We start from the raw sequence: 24517 nt of genomic DNA, 5'->3' as shown, positions 1-24517 counted from the left end.
TGCGCACGGTGCATGCTCAGGGGCGGGGACGTACAGGCATGCTGAAGCGCTGATCAAGCCCAGAACCCAACCAGCACCAACGCCGCCACACCCAGCCCGACCGCAACCGAGCAGCCGCCCAGCGACAGCGCCGCCCGGCCTTGCCGATACCAGCCGTCATGGCCCAGTTGCCGTGCCGGCGCCAGCAGGCTGCGCCACCGCAGTTCCGTATCGTGAAACGCCTGCAAGTTCGCTGTATCGGCATCCAGCCAGCGGCGGAAGTCGATACGCTCGCACGCCGTCACCTGCGGGCTCTGCAAGCGCACATACCATTGCCCGGCCACGCTCGCCAGCACATCCCGGCGCGAGCGGCCAGCCTGCAGCGCCTGGCCCATGTTGCGCTCGATAGTCGCCAGTGGCAGGTCAAGGCGCGCAGCGATGCTGGCGAAGTCCAGCTGATCGAGGCGGTTGAGCAGAAATACTTGCTGTACGCGCCGTGGTAGCCGCTTCAGTGCATGCAGCAGGGCATCGTCGGCATCGTGCTCGGCAGCAGGCGTGGGGTGCTCAAGGGGCAGCAGCAGACGGGTCATGGACAGCTCCTTGCTCTATAAAGGGGAGGAGGGGGGCATCTTCCTTGATGCGGAAACAGCGTAGGCGAAACGAGATTGATTCTCAAGTGCTGATTCCGCAAAGTTTTGTAACGAGCGTTCACGCCCTGAAACACCTTTGCTATCATGCGCGCCATCACGATCTTCATTAGCCTGAAGAGCCAAAAAAAAAGACCCGGCAAAAAAGCCGGGTCAAAAACCGTGATTAGCCTGATGAGGAGATAATCTGAGAGCGACCTAAGCTTTCAGGTTATCCAGCGGATCTCGCGATCAGCTGAGTGCAATAATAATCGTTATCATTTGCCAGTCAAATGAATTTTCGCTAATCCGGTAAAAAAGTTTTACCGGCGCGCTTCCTTGTCCCGGCAATCGGGGCCTTTGCCGTTACCTGGCCATCACGTTCTCTCCCTTCTTTTTTGTCTATAAACCCGCTCACTCGGTGCGTTTGTGCTCCAGCAGTGCGCGAGCCATGTCCATCATGTGCATCAACGCGAACGTCAGTTCTCGCTGGCTGCCGTGCTGGTGAGTGGCGGTTTCCTGGGCGGTGGCTGCAGCGCAGCGCAGCAGGGCGATGGCGTGTTCCTGGGCCTGGTCGCCGGTTACGCCTTCGTGCAGGGTCCAGATTCTGTTGTCCAGGGTGGGCCGCGGTGGGTTGGGGTTGAGGTAATAGTCGAGCGCGCGGCGTGCGGCTTCGCTGTCGAGATCTGTTTCGTCGTTTTTCGATGGTTTCATGGCAATACCTGCTGATTTCCCTTCAAGCACACTGGAATCACAGAATAGGTCAAGCTGTACTATGTAGTGCCAAATAAATAATTCAGATTGTGTATTGCAGCGGTTAATACAGTCCGTATTGTTGCCGCTCATGGAAAACTGGAACGCATTTCTCAAGCGCTACAAGCGCGAACATAACCTCAGTCAGCTCCAACTGGCCGAGCGCCTGGGCATGACGCAGGGGGGCGTGGGGCATTGGCTGCGTGGCACGCGTCGGCCGACGCTGGAAACCATCAATGAAAAGCTGGAGAAGCTTGGGCTGGTGTTTCTGGAAGCCCAGGTCATGGTGGTCGAGCGCGACATCGTGCGTGAAGCGCAAGGGCTCTATACGGCCGAGCAGCCGGTTTCAGCCGAGGCGCTGCTCTATGCCAGCTTCCGCTTCCCGGTGCTGAGTTGGGCTGACCTGCAGGGGCCATTGCCTGAAACGAGCACGTCCCATGAGCAGACGGACTATATGCCCGCCGGCAATGCGTTCTGGCTGGTGGTGGAAAACGACTCGATGAACGCGGCCAGTGGTAAGAGCGTGCCCGAGGGCATGCGCGTGCTGGTAGATACCGGGCTGGAGGCACAGCCCGGCAGGTTGGTCATTGCACGGCAGCCGGGGCGCCCGGCGGTATTGCGGCAGTTGGTCGAAGAGGGTGGAGACAAGATGCTCAGGCCACTGAATACGCGCTATCCGACGGTTTTGTGTGAAGAAGGCTGCGCGTTTCTGGGAGTGGTGGTGCGGGTACATGGGGCCTTCTAGGCTGCCGGGTTGCTGCGAAGCTGTGTCACGCCACAAGGCCGCTATACGTGAGGGGCATGCCAGCCATGAACATGGATAAGTGGATTGCCCTCGTTCGCGACCGGATGGAGGAATTAGGGCTTACCCAAGAGCAGCTTGCCGAGCGCGTAGGCGTGTCGCAAGGCAGTGTAGGACATTGGGTGAACAAGCGGCGCCAACCGAAGCTCGAGTCGATGAACCGCACTTTGGTTGAGATTGGCATGCCCCACTACTGCGTCCGCTTGCAATTGCGTATTCACGGGCAGGCTGATGGTGAACGTTGTGTTTCTGGGGTGGATGACGATGATGACGAACCCGACCTCATGCGATACATCGTCTGCTTCCGTTACCCGGTGCTGGGTTGGAGTGAGTTAGAGGCTGCAACGGCTGTAGAGCCTGCTGTTTTCGAGCAGACTGACTACCTGGCACAGGGCAAGGCGTTCTGGCTAACCGTGGAAAACGATGCCATGAGCGCTGTCAGTGGCCGCAGTGTGCCGCAGGGCATGCGGATGCTGGTGGACCCGGGTGTAGAGGCTGAGGCGGGGCGTTTGGTTATCGCTCGTCAGCCCGGCAAACCGGCGTTTTTCCGCGAGCTGGCCGAGGAAGGTGGGCAGCGTTATCTGAAGGCATTGAACAGTAACTACCCGGCGCTGTTGTGCGAAGAGGGTTGCGAATTTCTTGGGGTGATCGTGCGGGTGCATGGGGCCTTTTGAAAGGGTTTGAGTAGCGGCGGCAACGGTGAACGGCGGATGGAGATTGGCCAGCAGGCACGGCCTCTTCGCGGGTGAACCCGCTCCTACAGGACGGGCTGTGTCCAACCTCCGGTGTGTGTCCACCACCAATCTGCGTAGGAGCGGGTTTACCCGCGAATACGGTAGCGGCGGCAACCGTGAACGGCGGGTGGAAATTGGCCAGCAGTCACGGCCTCTTCGCGGGTGAACCCGCTCCTACGGGCTGTTGCAGGGGCGGCCTTGTGTTGCGTTAGGGCCGCAAAGCGGCCCTACGGCACCGTTATTCCACCAGTTCGACCAGCACAGTCCCTTCGCTGACCATGTCCCCCTCCAGGCAGAACAGCGCCTTCACTGTGCCGGCATGCGGCGCACGAATGCTGTGCTCCATCTTCATGGCCTCCAGTACCACCAGCGCAGTACCGGCTTCCACCACCTGCCCAGGTTCGACCAGCACCCGCACGATACTGCCGTTCATGGGCGCACCCAGCCCACCCTGATGGCTGTGGCTGGCTTCGGCCTCGGCAATCGGGTCGAAGGCTTCGATGGCATGCATTTCGCCATCCCAGTGCAGGTACAGCGTGCCACCCCGATGGATTGCCAGATGCTGGCGACGCACGCCGTTCTGGTCATGCACCAACTGCTCACCTTGCAGCTGCCAGGTAGAAGCAGCGCTGCGTTCCAGGGCCACTGCCTGATCGTGCCCAGCACTCACCAGATGCAAGCTGCTGCGTGCCGGCAGGCCCAAGCGAAGTCCATTACGCCCGCTCCACGGCGAATGGCGATCGTCTTCGCGCTGATGCCCCGCCTGGCCCTGCAGCCAGGCTTCGGCTGCCGCTTCCCAAAAGCCGGCCGGCAGCGCACGTGGCGCCGGTAGCAGCACATCCTGGTGGCGGGGAATGAAGCCGGTGTCCAGCTCTGCCGCCGCGAACGCAGGGTGCGCGAGAATGCGGCGCAGGAAGGCGATGTTGGTCTTCAATCCGCCAATGGCAAACTCGTCGAGCATGGCCAGCAAGCGCAGGCGTGCCTGTTCGCGGTTTTCACCCCAGGCAATCAGCTTGCCCAGCATCGGGTCGTAGAACGGCGACACCACATCGCCTTCGCTGACCCCACTGTCCACCCGCCGACCTTCGCCAGGTGCCGATTCACGGTACAGCGCCAATTTGCCGGTCGCGGGTAAAAAATCGTTGGCCGGGTCTTCGGCATACAGGCGCACTTCGATGGCATGGCCGATCAGCGGCACCTGTTCCTGTGTGATCGGCAGGGCTTCGCCACAGGCCACGCGAATTTGCCAGGCAACAAGGTCCAGGCCGGTGATGGCCTCGGTGACCGGGTGTTCCACCTGCAGGCGGGTGTTCATCTCCATGAAGAAGAATTCGCCACGTGCATCAAGTAGAAACTCCACGGTGCCAGCACCCACGTAACCGATAGCCTGGGCGGCACGCACCGCCGCTTCGCCCATGGCCCGGCGCAGTTCGGGCGACAGGCCGGGGGCAGGGGCCTCTTCCACCACCTTCTGATGGCGGCGCTGAATGGAACAGTCGCGTTCGTTAAGGTACAGGCAGTTACCGTGCTGGTCGGCAAACACCTGGATTTCGACATGGCGCGGCTTGAGCACGTACTTTTCCACCAGCATGCGCGCATCGCCGAACGACGACTGTGCCTCTCGCTGGGCCGACGCCAGGGCGTCGGCCAACTGGCTTTCTTCCTCGACCACTTTCATGCCCTTGCCACCGCCGCCAGCGCTGGCCTTGAGCAGCACCGGGTAGCCGATGCGTTCGGCCGCGGCGCGGAAGGTGTCCAGGTCTTGGGCCTCGCCATGGTAGCCCGGTACCAACGGCACGCCGGCGGCCTCCATCAGCGCCTTGGCTGCCGATTTGCTGCCCATGGCGTCGATGGCGCTGGCCGGTGGGCCGAGGAATATCAGCCCGGCCTGCTCGATGGCGCGGGCGAAACCTGCGTTCTCGGACAGAAAGCCATAACCAGGGTGGATGGCCTGGGCGCCGCTGGCCTTGGCTGCGGCCAGCAGCTTGTCGACCAGCAGGTAGCTTTCGGCAGCCTTGGTGCCGCCCAGGTCGACGCGGATGTCGGCTTCGCGGCTGTGACGGGCGTCACGGTCGGTGGCGCTGTGCACGGCGACAGTGGTCAGGCCCATGGCCTTGGCGGTGCGCATCACCCGGCAAGCGATTTCGCCGCGGTTGGCGACCAGCAGGGTGGTCAAAGCGGGGCGGCTCATGGGCGCGGCTCCTTCTTGTCAACGGTTTGCCAGGCAGGGCGGCGTTTTTCCAGGAAAGCGCGCAGGCCCTCCTGGCCTTCGGCGCTGACGCGGATACGGGCGATGGTGTTTTCGCAGTAACGGCGCAGGGCCGGGCTGAGTTCGCCGTCGTCCACTTCGCGCAGCAAGTCCTTGGTGGCGCGCAATGCTTGTGGGCTGTTCTGCAGCAGGTTGCTTATCCAGGCTTCCACGTGGTCGTCCAGTTCGCTGGCCGGGTATACCTCGGCCAACAGGCCCAGCTCGCGGGCGCGCACGCCAGTGAAACGCTCGGCGGTGAGGGCGTAGCGTCGCGCGGCGCGTTCGCCAATGGCCTTGACCACGAACGGGCTGATCACCGCCGGGGCCAGGCCGATGCGTACTTCCGACAGGCACAGCTGGGCGTCCTCGGCGCCGATGGCCATGTCGCAGCAGCTGATCAGGCCCAGTGCGCCGCCGAAGGCTGCGCCTTGCACCACGGCCAGGGTCGGGGCCTTGAGGCGGTGCAGGGCGTACATCAGCTCACCCAGTTCGTGGGCGTCATCCAGGTTGGTGTTGAAGTCCAGTTGTGCCGACTGCTGCATCCAGGCCAGGTCGGCACCGGCGCTGAAGTGCCGGCCACGGCCGCGCAGCAGCACAAAGCGCAGGCTGGCGTCTTCGGCCAACTGGTCGATGGCCACGATCAGCTCGCGGATCATCTGCGCGTTGAAGGCGTTGTTCTTGTCCTCGCGGCTTAACCACAGGGTGGCAAAGCCGCGCGGGTCGCGGATCACTTCAAGGGTGCTGAAATCGCTCATGGGTCACATCCGGAAAATGCCGAAGCGGCTCTGTTCGATCGGCGCGTTCAGCGCGGCAGACAACGCCAGGCCGAGGACGTCGCGGGTCTGTGCCGGGTCGATGACGCCGTCGTCCCACAGGCGGGCGCTGGAATAATAGGGGTGGCCCTGACGCTCGTACTGGTCGAGGATCGGCTGCTTGAGCCTGGCTTCGTCTTCGGCACTGAATGGCTGGCCGCTGCGTTCGCTCTGCTCGCGCTTGACCTGGGCCAGCACCCCGGCGGCCTGTTCGGCGCCCATCACGCCAATCCGTGCGTTGGGCCACATCCACAGGAAGCGCGGGTCGTAGGCGCGGCCGCACATGCCGTAGTTGCCGGCACCAAAGCTGCCGCCGATGATCACCGTGAACTTCGGCACCTGGGCGCAGGCCACGGCGGTGACCAGTTTGGCGCCGTGCTTGGCGATGCCGCCTTCTTCGTATTTCTTGCCGACCATGAAACCGGTGATGTTCTGCAGGAACAGCAAAGGGATGCCGCGCTGGCAGGCCAGTTCGATGAAGTGCGCGCCTTTTTGCGCGGCTTCGGCGAACAGGATGCCGTTGTTGGCCAGGATCGCCACCGGGTAGCCATGCAGGTGGGCGAAACCGCACACCAGCGTGGTACCGAACAGCGCCTTGAACTCATCGAACACCGAGCCATCGACCAGGCGGGCGATCACCTCGCGCACGTCGAACGGTTGCTTGGCATCGGCCGGCACCACGCCGTACAGCTCATCGGCCGCATACAGCGGTGCCACCGGTGCCAGGCGTTGTAGCTTGCCCTGCTTGTGCCAGTTGAGGTTGGCCACGCTGCGCCGGGCCAGGGCCAGGGCATGTTCGTCGTTGTCGGCATAGTGGTCGGCCACGCCGCTGGTGCGGCAATGCACATCGGCGCCCCCCAAGTCTTCGGCGCTCACCACTTCACCGGTGGCGGCTTTTACCAACGGCGGCCCGGCGAGGAAGATGGTCGCCTGCTGGCGCACCATGATCGCTTCGTCGGCCATGGCCGGCACGTAGGCGCCGCCAGCGGTGCACGAGCCCATCACCACGGCGATCTGCGGGATGCCTTGCGCGCTCATGTTGGCCTGGTTGAAGAAGATGCGCCCGAAATGCTCGCGGTCGGGGAACACTTCGTCCTGGCGTGGCAAGTTGGCGCCGCCGGAGTCCACCAGATAGATGCACGGCAGGCGGTTCTGCAGGGCGATGGTTTGTGCACGCAGGTGCTTCTTCACCGTCAGCGGGTAGTACGAACCGCCTTTTACCGTGGCGTCGTTGGCCACGATCATGCATTCCACGCCTTCCACGCGGCCGATGCCGGCAATCACGCCCGCCGCTGGCACGTCTTCGCCGTACACCTCATGGGCGGCCAACTGGCCGATCTCGAGGAACGGCGAGCCCGGGTCCAGCAGGCGGTCGATACGCTCGCGCGGCAGCAGTTTGCCACGCGAGGTATGCCGTTCCTGGGCCTTGGGCCCGCCGCCCTGGGCAACCTGGGCGAGCAAGCCGCGCAGGGCCTGGACCTGTTCGAGCATGGCCGCGCTGTTGACGGCAAATTCTGCCGAACGCGGGTTGATCTGGGTGTGCAAGGTAGCCATGTGCGCCCGTCCCTTATGTTCAGCGGGTTTCGTTGAACAGTTCGCGGCCGATCAGCATCCGGCGGATTTCGCTGGTGCCGGCACCGATTTCGTACAGTTTGGCGTCGCGCAACAGGCGCCCAGCCGGGAATTCGTTGATATAGCCGTTGCCGCCAAGAATCTGGATCGCCTCCAGGGCCATTTGCGTGGCGCGCTCGGCGGTGTACAGGATCACCCCGGCAGCATCCTTGCGGGTGGTCTCGCCACGGTCGCAGGCCTGGGCCACGGCATACAGGTAGGCGCGGCTGGCGTTCAGCTGGGTGTACATGTCGGCAATCTTGCCCTGGATCAGCTGGAACTCGCCGATGCTCTGGCCGAATTGCTTGCGGTCGTGGATATACGGCACCACCAGGTCCATGCAGCTTTGCATGATGCCGGTCGGGCCGCCGGACAGCACCACACGTTCGTAGTCCAGGCCGCTCATCAGGACGCGCACGCCGCCGTTAAGCTGGCCCAGAATGTTCTCTGCCGGCACTTCCACGCCGTCGAAGAACAGCTCGCAGGTGTTGGACCCACGCATGCCAAGCTTGTCGAACTTGTTGCTGCGGCTGAAGCCCTTCCAGTCACGCTCGACGATGAACGCGGTGATGCCGTGCGCACCCTTGTCCAGGTCGGTCTTGGCGTAAATCACGTAGGTGTTGGCGTCTGGACCGTTGGTGATCCAGGTCTTGCTGCCGTTGAGCACGTAGTGATCGCCGCGTTTTTCTGCGCGCAGTTTCATCGACACCACGTCGGAGCCGGCATTGGGCTCGCTCATGGCCAAGGCGCCGATGTGCTCGCCGCTGATCAGCTTGGGCAGGTACTTGAGCTTCTGCTCATGGGTGCCGTTGCGGTTGATCTGGTTGACGCACAGGTTGGAATGGGCGCCGTAGGACAGCGCCACCGAGGCGGAGCCACGGCTGATTTCTTCCATCGACACCACATGGGCCAGGTAGCCCAGGCCAGCGCCACCGTACTCTTCCGGTACGGTGATGCCCAGCAGGCCCATGTCACCGAACTTGCGCCACATGTCGGCGGGGAACAGGTTGTCGTGGTCGATCTGCGCGGCCCTTGGGGCCAGTTCAGCGGCGACGAAGGTGCGCACCTGGTCGCGGAGCATGTCGATGGTCTCGCCCAGGGCGAAGTTCAGGGAGGGGTAATGCATGCTGGGGCACCTTCTTGTTCTTGGAAATTGGGTAACACCGTAGCTCAAAGCCTAACCGCCGACCCCTGTAGGAGCGGGCTTGCCCGCGAATGCGTCAGCAGGACCACCGTCATTGCCTGGGTGATCGCATTCGCGGGCAAGCCCGCTCCTGCAAGGGTCGGCGTCATGCCGGAGGTTCCGGTATCGTTCATCACCTTTACGTTAACGTAAACCTGCGGGGAGGCACTGTCAATCCACTCGTCACCTTTACGTAAACGTAAATCTGCGCCAGAGTATTCCCGCTTGCTTCAGCCGTGCCCAAAACAACCACAAGAAGGGACACCCATGAGTCAACCGAGCTATACCCGCGGTCGCCAGGACCGACCCTTGCTGACCCAGACCATCGGCCAGGCCTTCGATGCCACCGTGGCCCGCTGTTGCGACAGCGAGGCCCTGGTGTCCCGCCACCAGGGCCTGCGTTACAGCTGGCGGCAGTTGGCCGAACAGGTCGAAATATATGCCCGCGCCCTGATCGCACTGGGCGTGAACACTGGCGATCGTGTTGGCATCTGGTCGCCCAACTGCGCCCAGTGGTGCATCTTGCAGCTGGCCAGTGCCAAGGTCGGTGCCATCCTGGTCAACATCAACCCGGCCTACCGTGTGGGCGAACTGGAATACGTGTTGCGTCAGTCCGGCTGCCGCTGGCTGGTCTGCGCTGAAGCCTTCAAGACGTCTGATTACCACGCCATGGTGCAGGCGCTGATACCTGAGCTTACCAGCGCCCGGCCTGGTGAGCTGGCCAGTGAATGCCTGCCCCAGTTGCGTGGCGTCATCAGCCTGGCCGCCAACCCGCCTGCCGGTTTCCTGCCCTGGCACGCACTGGCCGAGCGGGCAGGGCAGACGTCTGCCGAAGCCTTCACCGCCCGTCAGCAAAGCCTGCAATTCGACCAGCCGGTGAACATCCAGTACACCTCAGGCACCACCGGTGCGCCCAAAGGTGCCACGCTCAGTCACTACAACATCCTCAACAACGGTTTCATGGTGGGTGAAAGCCTAGGCCTGACGGCCCGCGACCGTATGGTGATCCCGGTGCCGCTGTACCATTGCTTCGGCATGGTCATGGCCAACCTCGGCTGCATCACCCACGGCAGCACCATGATCTACCCCAACGACGCCTTCGACGCCGAGCTCACCCTGCGCGCCGTGGCCGAGGAGCGTGCCAGTATCCTGTACGGCGTACCGACCATGTTCATCGCCATGCTCGACCACCCGTCGCGCGCGCAGATGGACCTGTCCACCCTGCGCAGCGGCATCATGGCCGGCGCCACCTGCCCGATCGAGGTGATGCGCCGGGTCATCGACCAGATGCACATGGCTGAAGTGCAGATCGCCTACGGCATGACCGAAACCAGCCCGGTGTCACTGCAGACCGGCCCGGACGATGACCTGGAGCTGCGCGTGACCACCGTCGGCCGCACCCAGCCTCAGCTGGAAAACAAACTGGTGGACACTGATGGCTGCATCGTCGCCCGCGGCGAGATTGGCGAGCTGTGCACCCGCGGCTACAGCGTGATGCTGGGCTACTGGGACAACCCCCAGGCCACGGCGGATGCCATCGACCCGGCCGGCTGGATGCATTCGGGTGACCTGGCGGTGATGGACGAGCAGGGCTATGTGCGCATCGTCGGGCGCAACAAGGACATGATCATTCGCGGCGGCGAGAACATTTACCCGCGTGAGCTGGAAGAGTTTTTCTACACCCACCCGGCAGTGGCCGATGCGCAGGTGATCGGCATTCCGTGCAGCCGCTATGGCGAAGAGATCGTCGCCTGGATCAAGCTGCACCCAGGGCACAGCGCCACGGCCGAGGAGCTGCAGGGCTGGTGCAAGGCGCGCATTGCCCACTTCAAGGTGCCGCGGTATATCCGTTTCGTTGACGAATACCCGATGACAGTGACGGGCAAGGTGCAGAAGTTCCGGATGCGGGAGATCAGTGTCGCAGAAATTTCGGCTGTTTCTGCAGGTTGATGCACTGGGTTATCCGGCCTCTTCGCGGGTGAACCCACGATGAGGCCAAGCCATGCCAGCATGAGATTTCGGATCTACCCTTACATCGGCTCGATAGTAAGGTCACTGCATACCAGGAAGAGTTGCATTCCTCAGCTTTCCACGTCGCTCGTCGTGGTCAAAGACAGAGGTCACCCTTTGGCAAGCGCACTCACCTTCGAACTGCTAAGGAATGGAAACTATCATCGCCATTGAGAAAGGATTCAGCATCTCTTATTCCCCATTGTGCCGATGACAGGTCTCTATGCTCGAGCCACCCAGTATTGTACCTCCAGCTATGCTCTTCCCGGAACGGCGCGTAGGCGTTTATCAAGCTTTCATCTAAGAGGGTTAAGTAGTTAATGTGCCTATCGGTTAAAATAACATCATTAGCATACCGTTGCGTGCGGCCGCCTAATATATTCTTCGTGTGCTCTGAAAACGCCTTGTTACTAGCCTTGATGAGCTTTTCCCGGACGAAGGGGTTTTTACGAACGGCGGTATTATCCAATTTTTTCAGATCCTTTGTCACGGCATTGAATAGATCAACTTCATGATCTAAGAGGTCCAGAGCGATATCGACTCCCTGCACCTTCTCATTCTCCCGCATTGCGTTCCTATAGGATTTTACTTGATGCGATGTGTTGCCAATACCAAATTGCCCTTTCGCGGTGACCCTCCCAGAACGAGGGGTGTTCCCAGTCCGCCCAATCGGCACCCCGGCTGTGCCCTGGGGGTCGCCGTAGTTAACAGGGTCGCCATTACAATAGGCATACGCGTTCAGTCCACCGAGCCCAAACGGGCTCAGGCTATCGGGGCTGGAGAATCGCATTAACCCAGGAAAGAATGCCCGATAGCCCTGGCCTAAGTGGTAGCAATTGGCGTGAATATCAAACGGAACACCATTGAAACCAGTGGCGATGGCCGCGTCGCCGATCCCCCCCCTGTGGCCATAGGGGGTAAAGCATATCGGCTGAGGGCTTTGAGTGTGTGGCGTTGATGGGGGCATTCATGACTCCTTTGCTTCGCGCAGTTGTCGGCTTGCTTCTTGAAAGTGCTGTGATTTCGCCTCGGTCTATGTACGGCCAAGCCAAGCCGCTTTTAGTAGGGTAATCACGGGAAGCATGCTCTAAAGTAGAGCACCTGTGCTACTGGCAGAAATGTCAGTTGTATTGAACTCTGTGTAAATCCTAGGCTAATGGATTTAATAGCTTTCGCGACTCAGTGATCCAGTAACGGTCAGTCCTAGCGGCGAGCACAGTTAAACCGCGTCAACATGAATGATGTGCTGGGCTGTCCGGCCCCTATTTCGCGGTTAAACGTGCACACAATGATCGCGCTCGACCCAGGCCACCGCGGACGCTATCGACCCGGCCGGCTGGATGCATTCGGGTGACTTGGCGGTGATGGACGAGCAGGGCTATGTGCGCATCGTCGGGCGCAACAAGGACATGATCATTCGCGGCGGCGAGAACATTTACCCGCGTGAGCTGGAAGAGTTTTTCTACACCCACCCGGCGGTGGCCGATGCGCAGGTGATCGGCATTCCGTGCAGCCGCTATGGCGAAGAGATCGTCGCCTGGATCAAGCTGCACCCGGGGCATAGCGCCACGGTCGAGGAACTGCAGGGCTGGTGCAAGGCGCGCATTGCCCACTTCAAGGTGCCGCGGTATATCCGTTTCGTCGACGAATACCCCATGACAGTGACGGGCAAGGTGCAGAAGTTCCGGATGCGGGAGATCAGTGTCGTGGAGTTTATGGTGGGATCGACCGAGTAACGTTGTAGCGGTGCCGGTCCGCAGGGCAAGACCCGCGAATGGCCGGCACAGCTAGCCCGTTTTGGTCAAGCCATCCTAACTAAGACCAGAGTTCCGGATGTTCCAAGGTACTACGAATAATATTTATATGTCCCATTAACTTTCTATATCGCTCCTGTGGGCTGATATAGTGATCTGAATCTCCGAAATAACTAGGGTTTTGCATTTTTCTTACCTCTGCTTCTATTCTGTCAAGGCTGGATATATCTACTTTGGTTAGCAAGGCATCGTTCCGATAGTCGGTTACTTCTCCACCCATGATGTTTGCAGCTTGTTTCAAATATCTTTCTGTTGTGATGCGGTGGACGATTCTTGGCGTTACACCGGTTTTGAAGGGGTCTGAGGCTGCTGCTGCTGCGGTTAAATCCCCAGGTGCTAAATATTGGCCTACTTTTTCTACTAGATCGGGCTTCTTGTCTAAAAGACCATCCATTACGCGTAGGCCGTTTTTCATAGCTATCAATCTGAGCCGTGCAGTTTCTTCAGGGCTTTGGCCGGGGAGCTGTACATTCTGCTTGTTAAAATTAACGTTTATATTTGGTTTTTTGAAAAAGATTTTGTATGCCCAATTCAGGGGGCGTAAAGCGAGATGAGCGAGTCGAGCGAAAGCAACGGCTCCACTTGGGTCTGTGCGGTTGACTGGATCGCCATTGCAATAGGCGTAGCTATTAATTCCTCCACGTCCAAAGGGGCTAATACGATCCGGGGAGATGAATCTCATTAGTGTAGGGCTGAAGGCGCGATAGCCTTGTCCCAAATGGTAGTAATGTGCGTGAGGGTCAAAATGTGCGCCATTAAAGCCGGTTAGGCGAGGTTTCAGGGTCAGCGCTTTGCTGTAGCCGTAAACGCAGTAGCTGACATGAGTGTCAGGGATGACAGTGTTGGATGCTGACATGGTATTGCCCTGTGTGAAAATCAATATTGTCGAAACTTCAGTCTAGTAATGAGGCGTCTGACAAGTTTTATTGGCGCTGAATAGGTGGTGTTCATCGGTTCGGCGAGTTCACGAGTTTGAGCAACAAGGCGGTGGTCGCTCTCCCGACGGGTGTTGTGTGGTTTATATAGCGCAAGCAGCGATCTTACGAAACTGGTAAAAATAACAGTTGTAAAAGGGGACCACAGATCCCGCGTTGCGCGGGCGTCGAAAATAATTGCCCTGATGGGGCGAAGTGCATGCCGCCGCACGCCTACCGTATAGCGTAATTCAAGCAGCGATAACGTATAGTCCAGATTGCCCGGGATGAACCCGCGACGCCAAACTGCGAAAGTTGGCCCCTCACGTCATCCCGTGCTACCTGATGTAATCGCGCGCTTCTGACATGACTCAACCACCTCCGGTTTGAGGAGGCCCGATGATCATGCGAGCTCCAGTTGAACGCAACTGACAGACATATCAGTTCCGTGGTCTACCCTTAAGCCTTCACCGGTGGGTCCTGGCTCGGTGGGTCGCCCACTGTCGGCGGCACGGTCGGCTTGATCGGCAGCTCGTCCGGGTCTTCTTCCGGTACGGGTGGCGGCAAGCTTGGGTCGTCAATGTTGGGATCGGGTGTCTCCGGTGGAATGGGAATGTTCATGGCCTGACCTCGCGTGGGTGGGTGAAGAGGTGCTGTAGGCTCTGACCGCTGGCAGCTGCCGTTCGCTCAATTATTTTGAACCCCCCGCCTGTGCCCGGCTCTGAACCCTTACCGCCACCAGCCTGAGGGAGCAAGGTCGATGTCACGAAACGAGCCCTTTGAAAGCGTGCCCATGGCGAACGATCACCCGGACCAGGCCATTAGCCTGGCCCAGGCGCTGTTGGCGCCACGCATCGTGATCGAAGACACCCAACCCGTGCTCGACGCCGGCAGCTTCGCCGCCAAGGCCGTCAGCGGCCAGCCTGTGGCAGTCAGCACCAAGGCCTATAGCGACGGCCACGACCGCCTGGCGGTGATGCTCAACTGGCGCCAGGCGCACAGCAGGCGCTGGCATTGCGTGCCGATGCAGGCGGCGGGCAACGACCTGTGGCAGGCCGAATTCACCCCCACCGAGCTGGGCCCGCACTTGTTCAGTATCGAGGCCTGGATCGACCCGTTTGCCACCTATTGCCACGACCTGGAGAAGAAGTACCACGCCGGCGTCGAGGTGAAACTGGAGCTGGAAGAAGGCCGTTTGATGCTGGGCAAAGGCATCGAGCTGTGCAGCGGCGCCCTGCGCGAAGAGCTCGAGGCCGTGCAACACCGCCTGGCCACCCTCAGTACCGATGACCAGGTAGCCGTCTTTCTCGACCCGACCACCGCCCGCCTGATGGGCGAAGCCGAACACCGCAGCTACCTGACCCGCAGCCCTGAGTTTCCCCTTGATGTCGACCGCCCGGCCGCCCTGTTCGCCAGCTGGTACGAGCTGTTCCCGCGCTCGATGACCGACGACCCGCAGCGCCACGGCACCTTCAACGACGTGCACGAACGGCTGCCGATGATCCGCGACATGGGCTTCGACGTCCTGTACTTCCCGCCCATCCACCCCATCGGCATGCAGCATCGCAAGGGCCGCAACAACGCCCTCAAGGCCGAGCCGGGCGACCCGGGCAGCCCTTATGCCATCGGCAGCCCGGAAGGCGGCCACGAGGCCATTCACCCGCAACTGGGCAACCGCGATGACTTCCGCCGTCTGGTGGCCGCAGCGGCGGAACACGGCCTGGAAATTGCCCTCGATTTCGCCATCCAGTGCTCCCAGGACCACCCCTGGCTCAAGGAGCACCCGGGCTGGTTCAGCTGGCGCCCGGACGGCACCATCCGCTACGCTGAAAACCCGCCGAAAAAGTACCAGGACATCGTCAACGTCGATTTCTATGCGCCGGAGGCCGTGCCCTCGCTGTGGCTGGCCCTGCGCGATGTGGTGGTCGGCTGGGTCGAGGAGGGCGTAAAGACTTTCCGCGTCGACAACCCGCACACCAAGCCGCTGCCGTTCTGGCAATGGCTCATCGCCAATGTGCGCAGCCAGCACCCCGACGTCATCTTCCTTGCCGAAGCCTTTACCAAACCGGCGATGATGGCGCGCTTGGGCAAGGTCGGCTACGCACAGAGCTATACCTATTTCACCTGGCGCAACCACAAGCAGGAGCTGCGCGAATATTTCGAGCAGCTCAACCAGCCGCCGTGGAGCCAGTGCTACCGGCCCAACTTCTTCGTCAACACGCCGGACATCAACCCGTTCTTCCTGCACACCTCCGGCCGCGCAGGTTTCCTTATCCGTGCCGCGCTGGCGACCATGGGCTCAGGCTTGTGGGGCATGTATTCGGGCTTCGAGCTGTGTGAGGGCACGCCGTTGCCGGGCAAGGAGGAGTACCTGGATTCGGAGAAGTACGAAATCCGCCCACGCGACTTCACCCAGCCCGGCAACATCATCGCCGAGATCGCCCAGCTCAACCGCATCCGCCGGCAGAACCGCGCCTTGCAAACCCACCTGGGTGTGGCCTTCTTCAATTGCTGGAACGACAACATCCTGTACTTCGCCAAGCGTACGCCCGAGCGTGACAACTACATCCTGGTGGCCGTCAGCCTCGACCCGCACAACGCCCAGGAGGCGCACTTCGAGTTGCCACTGTGGGAGCTGGGGCTGGACGACAACGCCGAAACCCGGGGTGAAGACCTGATGAACGGCCACCGCTGGTCGTGGTACGGCAAGACCCAATGGATGCGCATAGAGCCCTGGCACCTGCCGTTCGGCATCTGGCGCATCGAGAAAGCCCGTTAACAAGGCTCAGACTGTGCCCCTGTAGGAGCGGGTTTACCCGCGAAGATGACACCGCGGTGCCGCGGTGCATGGCACCGGCTTCGCCGGTGTTCGCGGGTAAACCCGCTCCTACGGGGGATCGAGCAAGCTCGGATGTCTGTGCATGCAATTGAAAGGAGTCGCACATGGCCAAGCGTTCCCGCCCGGCAGCCTTCATCGACGACCCGCTTTGGTACAAGGACGCTGTCATCTATCAGCTGCACATCAAGTCATTCTTCGACTCGAACAACGATGGCATCGGTGATTTCGCCGGCCTGATCAGCAAGCTCGACTATATCGCCGAGCTGGGCGTCAACACCCTGTGGCTGCTGCCGTTCTATCCCTCGCCACGCCGTGACGACGGCTACGACATCGCCGAATACAAGGCCGTGCACCCCGACTACGGCAGCATGGCCGACGCCCGCCGTTTCATCGCCGAGGCCCACAAGCGCGGCCTGCGGGTGATCACCGAGCTGGTCATCAACCACACCAGCGACCAGCACCCGTGGTTCCAGCGCGCCCGCCACGCCAAGCGCGGCAGCAAGGCGCGTGAGTTCTACGTGTGGTCGGACGATGACCAGAAGTATGACGGTACGCGCATCATCTTCCTCGACACCGAAAAGTCCAACTGGACCTGGGACCCGGTCGCCGGCCAGTACTTCTGGCACCGGTTCTATTCCCACCAGCCGGACCTCAATTTCGACAACCCGCAGGTGCTCAAGGCGGTGATCGGCGTCATGCGCTTCTGGCTCGACCTGGGTGTAGATGGCCTGCGGTTGGACGCGATCCCTTACCTGATCGAGCGCGACGGCACCAACAACGAAAACCTCGCCGAAACCCACGACGTGCTCAAGGCGATCCGCGCCGAGATCGACGCCAACTACCCCGATCGCATGCTGCTGGCCGAAGCCAACCAGTGGCCGGAAGACACGCGCCCGTACTTCGGCGAAGGCGACGGCGACGAGTGCCATATGGCTTTCCACTTTCCGTTGATGCCGCGCATGTACATGGCCCTGGCCATGGAAGACCGCTTCCCGATCACCGATATCCTGCGCCAGACCCCGGAAATCCCGGCCAACTGCCAGTGGGCGATCTTTTTGCGCAACCATGATGAACTGACCCTGGAAATGGTCACCGACCGCGAGCGCGACTACCTGTGGAACTACTACGCCGAAGACCGCCGCGCGCGCATCAACCTGGGCATTCGCCGGCGCCTGGCGCCCCTGCTGCAGCGTGACCGTCGGCGCATAGAGCTGCTGACCAGTCTGCTATTGTCGATGCCGGGCACGCCAACCCTGTATTACGGCGACGAACTGGGTATGGGCGACAATATCTATCTGGGTGACCGCGATGGTGTTCGCACACCCATGCAGTGGTCGCCAGACCGCAACGGCGGTTTTTCTCGCGCCGACCCGCAGCGCCTGGTGCTGCCGCCGATCATGGACCCGCTCTACGGTTACCAGACCGTCAACGCCGAGGCGCAAAGCCACGACCCGCATTCGCTGCTGAACTGGACCCGGCGCATGCTGGCGGTGCGCAAGCAGCAGAAGGCCTTTGGCCGCGGCAGCCTGCGTACCCTCACGCCCAGCAACCGGCGCATCCTTGCCTATATCCGCGAGTACACCGACGCCGACGGCAATACCGAGGTCATCCTCTGCGTGGCCAACGTGTCCCGCGCCGCCCAGGCTGCCGAACTCGAATTGTCACAATACGCCGACAAAGTACCGGTGGAGATGCTGGGCGGCAGCGCGTTCCCGCCAATCGGCCAACTGCCGTTTCTGCTGACCTTGCCACCTTATGCCTTCTACTGGTTCCTGCTGGCCAGCCGCGATCGCATGCCCAGCTGGCACATCCAGGCCACCGAGGGGTTACCCGAATTGACCACATTGGTACTGCGCAAGCGCATGGAAGAACTGCTGCAAGCCCCCGCAAGCGATACGCTGCAAAGCACCATCCTGCCGCAGTACCTGCCCAAGCGCCGCTGGTTCGCCGGCAAGGAAGGGCCGATCGACGCCGTGCGCCTGTGTTACGGCGTGCGTTTCGGCACCGCCGCCACGCCGGTGTTGCTCAGCGAAATCGAAGTACTCAGCGACGGCACGGCTACCCGCTACCAGCTGCCTTTCGGCCTGCTGCGTGAGGAACAGATCCACACCGCGCTGCCTCAGCAGCTGGCGTTGTCGCGGGTGCGCCGTACCCACCAGGTTGGCTTGATCACAGACGCCTTCGTCCTTGAGCCGTTTATTCACGCTGTGATGCAAGCCTGCCAGGATGGCCTGCGTCTGCCGTGTGGCGACAGTGAGGGTGAATTGCGCTTTGAATGCACAGAGCAGCTGGCCGGCCTGGCGCTCGACGACGAAAGCGAAGTGCGCTACCTCAGTGCCGAGCAGTCCAACAGTTCGGTGGTCATCGGCGACCGCGTGGTGCTCAAGCTAATCCGCCGGGTCAACCCGGGCATCCATCCAGAGCTGGAAATGAGTGCCTACCTGACCGCCGCCGGCTTTGCCAACATCTCGCCGCTGCTGGCCTGGGTCAGCCGGGTGGACGAACAACACGCGCCGCACCTGCTGATGATTGCCCAGGGTTACCTGAGCAACCAGGGCGATGCCTGGGGTTGGACCCAGAACACGCTGGAACGGGCCATCCGTGACCAGATGGAGCCCCCCCGCAACGACACCGAAACGCACACTGACGCATTGGCCGAACTCAGCGGCTTTGCGGCCTTGCTTGGCCAGCGCCTGGGCGAGATGCACCTGCTGCTGGCCGCCCCCACCGAAGACCCGGCCTTCCAGCCGCGCCCCAGCGATGCGCAGGACAGCGAGCGCTGGCGTGCACAGATCAGCGCCGAACTGACCCACGCCCTCGACCTGCTGGCGCAGCATCGCGACACGCTGGACAGCGACAGCCAGTCCTTGGTCGACGACCTGCAGCAACAGCGTGACGGCCTGGCCCAGCACATCGACACCCTGAGCAAGCAGGCTCAGGGTGGCCTGCTGATGCGTGTGCACGGCGACCTGCACCTGGGTCAGGTGCTCGTGGTGCAGGGTGATGCCTACCTCATCGATTTTGAAGGTGAACCCGCCCGGCCCCTTGAAGAGCGCCGGGCAAAACACAGCCCCTACAAGGATGTCAGCGGCGTGCTGCGTTCCTTCGACTATGCTGCTGCGATGATCTTGCGCAGCGCGTCTGCGGTGGACCTTTCCGAGCCGGCGCGGCAAGCCCGGCAGCGGGTTGCCCGGCAGTACCTGCACCAGTCCCGGCATGCCTTTGTCGAAGCCTATGGGCTGGCCACCGCCGCCATGCCTCACGCCTGGCAGCACGCCGAGGGTGAGCGCGCGGCGCTGGAATTGTTCTGCCTGGAAAAAGCCGCCTACGAGATTACATACGAAGCCGAAAACCGTCCGAGCTGGCTGGCCGTGCCTTTGCATGGTCTGCATGGACTGATCAGTACCTGGGGAGAGTCAGAATGAACGTTACAACGCGTGAAAACGGTGGCCTTCGGCAACGGGACCTCGACGCCCTGGCCCGCGCCGAACACGCCGATCCTTTTGCGGTACTCGGCCCCCACGGCGACGGCGCAGGCGGGCAGGTGGTCCGCGCCTTTCTGCCCAATGCCCTGAAAGTGCGCGTTCAGGCCCGGGATGACGGGCGGGTCCTTGCCGAAATGGAGCAGGGCAGCCTACCTGGGTTGTTCAGCGCGCACCTTGATGAGGCACAGCCCTACCAGTTTCATATCGTCTGGGCCGGTGGCGAACAGGTTACCGAAGACCCCTACAGTTTCGGCCCGCAACTGGGTGACATGGACCTTCACTTGTTCGCGGAAGGCAATCACCGCGATTTGTCCGGGCGCTTCGGTGCCCAGCCGACTCAGGTCGATGGCATCGACGGCGTATGTTTCTCGGTCTGGGCGCCGAATGCCCGGCGGGTGTCGGTGGTGGGTGATTTCAACAACTGGGATGGCCGCCGCCACCCCATGCGCCTGCGGCACGGCGCGGGGGTGTGGGAGTTGTTCATTCCGCGTCTGGGCGTGGGCGAAACCTACAAGTTCGAAGTGCTTGGCAAGGACGGCATACTGCCGCTGAAGGCCGATCCGCTGGCCCGTGCCACCGAGCTGCCGCCGAGCACGGCGTCCAAGGTAGCCGGTGAACTCAGCCACGCCTGGCAGGATCATGACTGGATGGCGCAACGCGCCCAGCGCCATGCCTACAACGCGCCGTTGTCGATCTACGAGCTGCACCCAGGGTCATGGCGCTGCGAGCTGGACGAAGCGGGCGAAGTCGGGCGTTTCTACAACTGGCGCGAACTGGCCGAGCGGCTGGTGCCCTATGTGCAGGAACTGGGCTTTACCCATATCGAATTGCTGCCGATCATGGAACACCCGTTCGGCGGCTCCTGGGGCTATCAACCATTGTCGATGTTCGCGCCCACCTCGCGCTACGGCAGTGCCGAGGATTTCGCCGCGTTCATCGACGCCTGCCACCAGGGAGGCATCGGTGTACTGCTGGACTGGGTGCCGGCGCATTTTCCCACCGACGAACATGGCCTGGCGCGCTTCGATGGCACTGCGCTGTACGAATACGATAACCCCCTGGAGGGCTACCACCAGGACTGGAACACGCTGATCTACAACCTCGGGCGCAATGAAGTGCGCGGCTTCATGATGGCTTCGGCGCTGCACTGGTTGAAGCATTTCCACATCGACGGCCTGCGCGTCGATGCGGTGGCCTCGATGCTGTACCGCGACTACTCGCGCAAGGCTGGCGAATGGGTACCCAACCGTCACGGCGGGCGCGAGAACCTGGAAGCCATCGACTTCATCCGCCACCTTAACGGCGTCGCTGCCCACGAGGCCCCGGGTGCGCTGATCATCGCCGAAGAGTCCACCGCCTGGCCTGGGGTCAGCCAGCCTACCCAACAGGGCGGCCTGGGTTTTGCCTACAAGTGGAACATGGGCTGGATGCACGACACCCTGCACTACATCCAGAACGATCCGGTGCACCGCACCTACCACCACAACGAGATGAGTTTCGGGCTGATCTATGCCTATTCCGAGCACTTCATCCTGCCCATTTCCCATGATGAGGTGGTGCACGGCAAGCATTCGCTGATCGACAAGATGCCCGGCGACCGCTGGCAGAAGTTCGCCAACCTGCGTGCCTATCTCACCTTCATGTGGGCACACCCGGGCAAGAAGCTGCTGTTCATGGGTTGCGAGTTCGGCCAGTGGCGTGAGTGGAACCACGACAGCGAACTGGACTGGTACCTGCTGCAGTATCCCGAGCACCAGGGCGTGCAGCGCCTGGTGGGTGACCTCAACCGCCTGTACCGCGAAGTGCCGGCGCTGCACGAGCAGGATTGCCAGCCGCAGGGCTTCCAGTGGCTGATCGGTGACGACGCGCAAAACAGCGTGTACGCCTGGCTGCGCTGGAGCAGCAGCGGCGAGCCGGTGCTGGTGGTGGCCAACTTCACCCCGGTACCCCGTGAGGGTTACCGCATTGGCGTGCCGTTCGGCGAGCGTTGGCAGGAGCTGCTGAACAGCGATGCCGAGCTGTATGCCGGGTCGAACGTGGGTAATCTGGGGGCGGTGGCCAGTGAGGCAGTGGCCAGCCACGGGCAGCCATTATCGCTGGCCCTGAACTTGCCGCCGCTGGGGGTGTTGATCATGAAGCCCGCCTGACCGGTTGACCGCACTGGCCTTTTCGCCTGTAGGGGCGGGTTTACCCGCGAATCCGGTAGCGGCGGCAACCGTGAATGGCCTTTGGAAATTGGCCGGCAGGCCCGGCCCTTTCGCGGGTGAACCCGCTCCTACAACGGCCTGTGCCGAGCCACCGATGCGTGTGGCCCCGATCAGTGTGTAGGAGCGGGTTTACCCGCGAAGAGGCCGGCCCTGCCTACCACCGCATCCGCACCCCAAGGCTGCCGATCAGCCCGTTCAGGTCATTGTCGTCCACATCACTGCTGTAATCGGCGCTGACGAACAACGCCACCGAAGGCGTCACCCGCGCCACCAGCCCCAAGCCTAACTCCACCGTGGTGGAGTAGCGCGAACTGGAGATCTTGTCGACCTCGTCCAGCTTCACCTCATCGGCATTGCTGAAGTCATACCACACGTTGGTCCGCACATAGGGTTCGATGGGCATGCCGCGCACTTCGTAGCGCCCGGACAACTTGGCACCGACCCGGCCGCTCCAGCTCGGCTGGCTGTCAAAGGCTTGCAAGGTCTCCTCCTGCACCTGGTTGCCAGGGAAGAATTGCTGGTTGATCAACTGTGCCTGGGGCTCGATGACCCAGTTGCCACTCAGGCGGATCGGGTAACCGCCCTCTACCGAGAAGGTCATTGCGTGGCCACTGTCGTCCAGGCGCTGGCCGTTTTCGCCACGGCCCATCACGTCGATCCGCGAGCCCATGGCCACGGCATCCAGGTGCCAACCCTGTTCATGGGTCATGCTCCAGTACACCCCCAGGCTTTCACCGCTCAAGTTCACCGCTTTGCGCTGCTTGTCGCCCAGCAGAGGGCGCGCGCCTTTGAAGCTGCTTTGCAGGTTGTTGTGCCCCACGAAAATCCCTGCGCGGTGCACATCGCCCGCTGCAGTTTCACGCACGAACAGGTCCGGGCCGATCATCAGTTGCTGGCTGGGCGCCTCCAGCTGTGCTGGGGGCAGCGCGCGGCCGCGCGCACTGGTGGGGAAGAACTGCGCCCACTGACTGGCAATCAGGTCCGGTGCCGGCTGCTGGTGGCGTTCGCTCATCTGCTGCGAAAACGCATTGAGGGTGCCGAGGCTCAACCCACTGGCACTGAGCGGGTCGAGCGACAGTTGCGCCGCCACGGGTTGCTGCAGAAAGCCGGGGGAGGTGGGGTCACCCTGCAGTTCGTACGCGATCGTTTCCACTGGGGTTGCCAGAAGCAGCGACGTGGAAACCGCGTAGAAAATGCTATCGAAGCGCGAGGGGTTCGAGGTGCTTTTCATGGCGGATCTCCTTTGTTTTTGTGGTGCAGCCCGAGAACCTGGCCTGTTGTCACGAGCTGTACGGCAAAAACAGTGGGCGACCCAAACCAGTACGCCAGTTATCGCAAGCGCGCACGAAGGCGCGAGCTAGAGGCCCGGCGCAAGTTTTTTACAGCTTGGTATCGTTCAGCTAAGGAGAGGTCACCGCTTGCGTCAAGAAAGCGTGAAGGAAGTGTTCAAGGTATGTCGTAACGCTCAACCTGTTGTTTTATTGGTAAAAACAGCAGGGTATAGCGGGGATCGCTATTTGCCGTGCCGTGGCTATGAAGAATGATTGCTAAAGGCGCACTTCCACTGCCAGTGGCAGATGATCTGACAGGTGCGACCAAGGTTTGTGCCCCAGAATCCGCGGCCCATGGCTTTCGGCATTACGCAGGTAAATGCGGTCCAGTCGCAGCAGTGGCAGGCGGGCAGGATAGGTGCGGGCGAGGTGGCCGTGGTGGCGTTCGAAGGCTTCGTGCAAGTCGCGTTGCAGGCCAAGGGTGCGGTTGCCGTGGCTTTTCCAGTCGTTGAAGTCGCCGGCGATGATCACCGGGGCGTTGGCCGGCAGGGCGTCCAGCAGTTTACGCAGCAACTGCAGCTGCTTTTGCCGGTGGCTTTCCAGCAGCGACAGGTGCACGCAGACCGCATGCACCTGGCCTTGCCCCGGCACCTCCAGCACGCAGTGCAACAGGCCGCGGCGTTCGGGGCCGGTGATCGACACGTCCAGGTTGCGGTGCTCGACGATCGGGTATTTGGACAGCAGCGCATTGCCGTGGTGGCCGTCAGGGTAGACCGCATTGCGGCCGTAGGCAAAGTCGCTCCACATGCTGTCGGCGAGGAATTCGTACTGCGAGGTCTGTGGCCAGCCGGGGTAGCGCGCGGCGTGGCGGTCGTGGCTGCCGAGCACTTCCTGAAGAAAGACAATGTCAGCCTGGGTGCTGCGCACGGCCTCGCGCAGCTCTGGCAAGATAAAGCGCCGGTTGAAGGCGGTGAAGCCCTTGTGGGTGTTCACCGTCAGTACCCGCAGGCGTTTCACGGCTGGGGCCTGGCTGACGCTGGCGAAACCATTACTGCCGGCTTCGAGGCTCACAAATCCTCCTGAAGTTAACCCTGCCTTACTGTCGCCGCTAAAACCTGTGGCAGCGGGCAAACCCGCGCTCACAGGTATGGCGTAGCGATCAAAACGTAAGACCTGCCTGGGTTATCACGGTTCACTCCTCGTCGCGCTGCAACACCATCAGCAGCATC

General features: G+C 61.7%; 17 protein-coding genes and 1 pseudogene. 7 read left to right on the top strand and 11 right to left on the bottom strand.

Annotated elements, in window-relative coordinates; all coding sequences use genetic code 11:
* Positions 1-53 precede the first annotated feature (53 nt).
* The gene (locus BJQ17_RS07520) at positions 54-569 is read right to left on the bottom strand and encodes a DUF4880 domain-containing protein (RefSeq protein ID WP_004576461.1); all 516 of its coding nucleotides are present in this window, start codon (positions 567-569) and stop codon (positions 54-56) included.
* A gap of 450 nt (positions 570-1019) precedes the next feature.
* Positions 1020-1319 (bottom strand): DUF6124 family protein, encoded by a 300-nt coding sequence (locus BJQ17_RS07515; protein ID WP_003251328.1) that lies wholly within the window; start codon positions 1317-1319, stop codon positions 1020-1022.
* A gap of 130 nt (positions 1320-1449) precedes the next feature.
* Here BJQ17_RS07515 and BJQ17_RS07510 point away from each other — a divergent pair, with 130 nt between their 5' ends.
* Together BJQ17_RS07510 and BJQ17_RS07505 are read left to right on the top strand one after the other, a co-directional pair.
* Positions 1450-2103, top strand: a complete 654-nt coding sequence (locus tag BJQ17_RS07510) for a LexA family transcriptional regulator (RefSeq protein WP_003251326.1) — start codon at positions 1450-1452, stop codon at positions 2101-2103.
* Between the two features lie 65 nt (positions 2104-2168).
* Positions 2169-2834 (top strand): LexA family transcriptional regulator, encoded by a 666-nt coding sequence (locus BJQ17_RS07505; RefSeq protein WP_175442713.1) that lies wholly within the window; start codon positions 2169-2171, stop codon positions 2832-2834.
* Positions 2835-3132: 298 nt separating this feature from the next.
* On the opposite strand, the gene BJQ17_RS07500 is transcribed toward BJQ17_RS07505, so the two are convergent.
* From BJQ17_RS07500 to BJQ17_RS07485, 4 genes are read right to left on the bottom strand one after another with little or no spacing between them, the layout of a single operon-like run.
* Complete coding sequence (locus BJQ17_RS07500) at positions 3133-5085, bottom strand: acetyl/propionyl/methylcrotonyl-CoA carboxylase subunit alpha (RefSeq protein WP_070095828.1); 1953 nt, start codon at positions 5083-5085, stop codon at positions 3133-3135.
* Complete coding sequence (locus BJQ17_RS07495) at positions 5082-5897, bottom strand: gamma-carboxygeranoyl-CoA hydratase (protein WP_070095827.1); 816 nt, start codon at positions 5895-5897, stop codon at positions 5082-5084. The genes BJQ17_RS07500 and BJQ17_RS07495 overlap by 4 nt, the downstream gene beginning before the upstream one ends.
* A 3-nt stretch (positions 5898-5900) precedes the next feature.
* Complete coding sequence (locus tag BJQ17_RS07490; protein ID WP_004576464.1) at positions 5901-7508, bottom strand: carboxyl transferase domain-containing protein; 1608 nt, start codon at positions 7506-7508, stop codon at positions 5901-5903.
* Positions 7509-7527: 19 nt separating this feature from the next.
* The gene (locus BJQ17_RS07485; RefSeq protein WP_003251317.1) at positions 7528-8691 is read right to left on the bottom strand and encodes an isovaleryl-CoA dehydrogenase; all 1164 of its coding nucleotides are present in this window, start codon (positions 8689-8691) and stop codon (positions 7528-7530) included.
* Positions 8692-9015: 324 nt separating this feature from the next.
* Between BJQ17_RS07485 and BJQ17_RS07480 the strand changes: the two genes are divergently transcribed.
* Positions 9016-10698, top strand: a complete 1683-nt coding sequence (locus BJQ17_RS07480) for an AMP-binding protein (RefSeq protein ID WP_070095826.1) — start codon at positions 9016-9018, stop codon at positions 10696-10698.
* Positions 10699-10888: 190 nt separating this feature from the next.
* Here the strand turns inward: BJQ17_RS07480 and BJQ17_RS07475 are convergent, their stop codons facing one another.
* Positions 10889-11725 carry an RHS repeat-associated core domain-containing protein gene (locus BJQ17_RS07475; RefSeq protein ID WP_070095825.1) on the bottom strand — a complete coding sequence of 279 codons (837 nt, stop codon included), beginning with the start codon at positions 11723-11725 and terminating at the stop codon, positions 10889-10891.
* A gap of 337 nt (positions 11726-12062) precedes the next feature.
* Between BJQ17_RS07475 and BJQ17_RS07470 the strand changes: the two are divergent.
* Positions 12063-12494 (top strand): annotated as a pseudogene (locus tag BJQ17_RS07470) (AMP-binding protein); the annotation flags it as partial.
* Between the two features lie 79 nt (positions 12495-12573).
* On the opposite strand, the gene BJQ17_RS29760 reads toward BJQ17_RS07470, so the two are convergent.
* Together BJQ17_RS29760 and BJQ17_RS31590 are read right to left on the bottom strand one after the other, a co-directional pair.
* The gene (locus tag BJQ17_RS29760; RefSeq protein ID WP_083285021.1) at positions 12574-13428 is read right to left on the bottom strand and encodes an RHS repeat-associated core domain-containing protein; all 855 of its coding nucleotides are present in this window, start codon (positions 13426-13428) and stop codon (positions 12574-12576) included.
* A gap of 517 nt (positions 13429-13945) precedes the next feature.
* Entirely contained in the window at positions 13946-14107 is a 162-nt protein-coding gene (locus BJQ17_RS31590) for a hypothetical protein (protein WP_004576087.1), read from the bottom strand.
* A 139-nt stretch (positions 14108-14246) separates the two neighbouring features.
* On the opposite strand from BJQ17_RS31590, the gene BJQ17_RS07465 reads away from it, so the two are divergent.
* From BJQ17_RS07465 to glgB, 3 genes are all read left to right on the top strand, one after another.
* Positions 14247-16265 (top strand): alpha-1,4-glucan--maltose-1-phosphate maltosyltransferase, encoded by a 2019-nt coding sequence (locus BJQ17_RS07465; protein WP_070095824.1) that lies wholly within the window; start codon positions 14247-14249, stop codon positions 16263-16265.
* Between the two features lie 164 nt (positions 16266-16429).
* Positions 16430-19750 carry a maltose alpha-D-glucosyltransferase gene (treS, locus tag BJQ17_RS07460; protein ID WP_070095823.1) on the top strand — a complete coding sequence of 1107 codons (3321 nt, stop codon included), beginning with the start codon at positions 16430-16432 and terminating at the stop codon, positions 19748-19750.
* Positions 19747-21957, top strand: coding sequence for a 1,4-alpha-glucan branching protein GlgB (glgB, locus tag BJQ17_RS07455; RefSeq protein ID WP_003251302.1), 2211 nt, complete (start codon positions 19747-19749; stop codon positions 21955-21957). The genes treS and glgB overlap by 4 nt, the downstream gene beginning before the upstream one ends.
* 214 nt (positions 21958-22171) lie before the next feature.
* Here glgB and BJQ17_RS07450 read toward each other — a convergent pair whose 3' ends face one another.
* Together BJQ17_RS07450 and BJQ17_RS07445 are read right to left on the bottom strand one after the other, a co-directional pair.
* The gene (locus BJQ17_RS07450) at positions 22172-23248 is read right to left on the bottom strand and encodes an autotransporter outer membrane beta-barrel domain-containing protein (RefSeq protein ID WP_070095822.1); all 1077 of its coding nucleotides are present in this window, start codon (positions 23246-23248) and stop codon (positions 22172-22174) included.
* 316 nt (positions 23249-23564) lie between these two features.
* Positions 23565-24359, bottom strand: a complete 795-nt coding sequence (locus BJQ17_RS07445; RefSeq protein WP_014860821.1) for an endonuclease/exonuclease/phosphatase family protein — start codon at positions 24357-24359, stop codon at positions 23565-23567.
* Between the last annotated feature and the right edge of the window lie 158 nt (positions 24360-24517).

Source organism: Pseudomonas sp. NBRC 111139 (assembly GCF_001753955.1).
In the GTDB taxonomy this organism is placed as follows: Bacteria; Pseudomonadota; Gammaproteobacteria; order Pseudomonadales; family Pseudomonadaceae; genus Aquipseudomonas; species Aquipseudomonas alloputida.
Note: the sequence above shows the minus strand (reverse complement) of the source record. Positions and strands in the feature narration are given on the sequence as shown.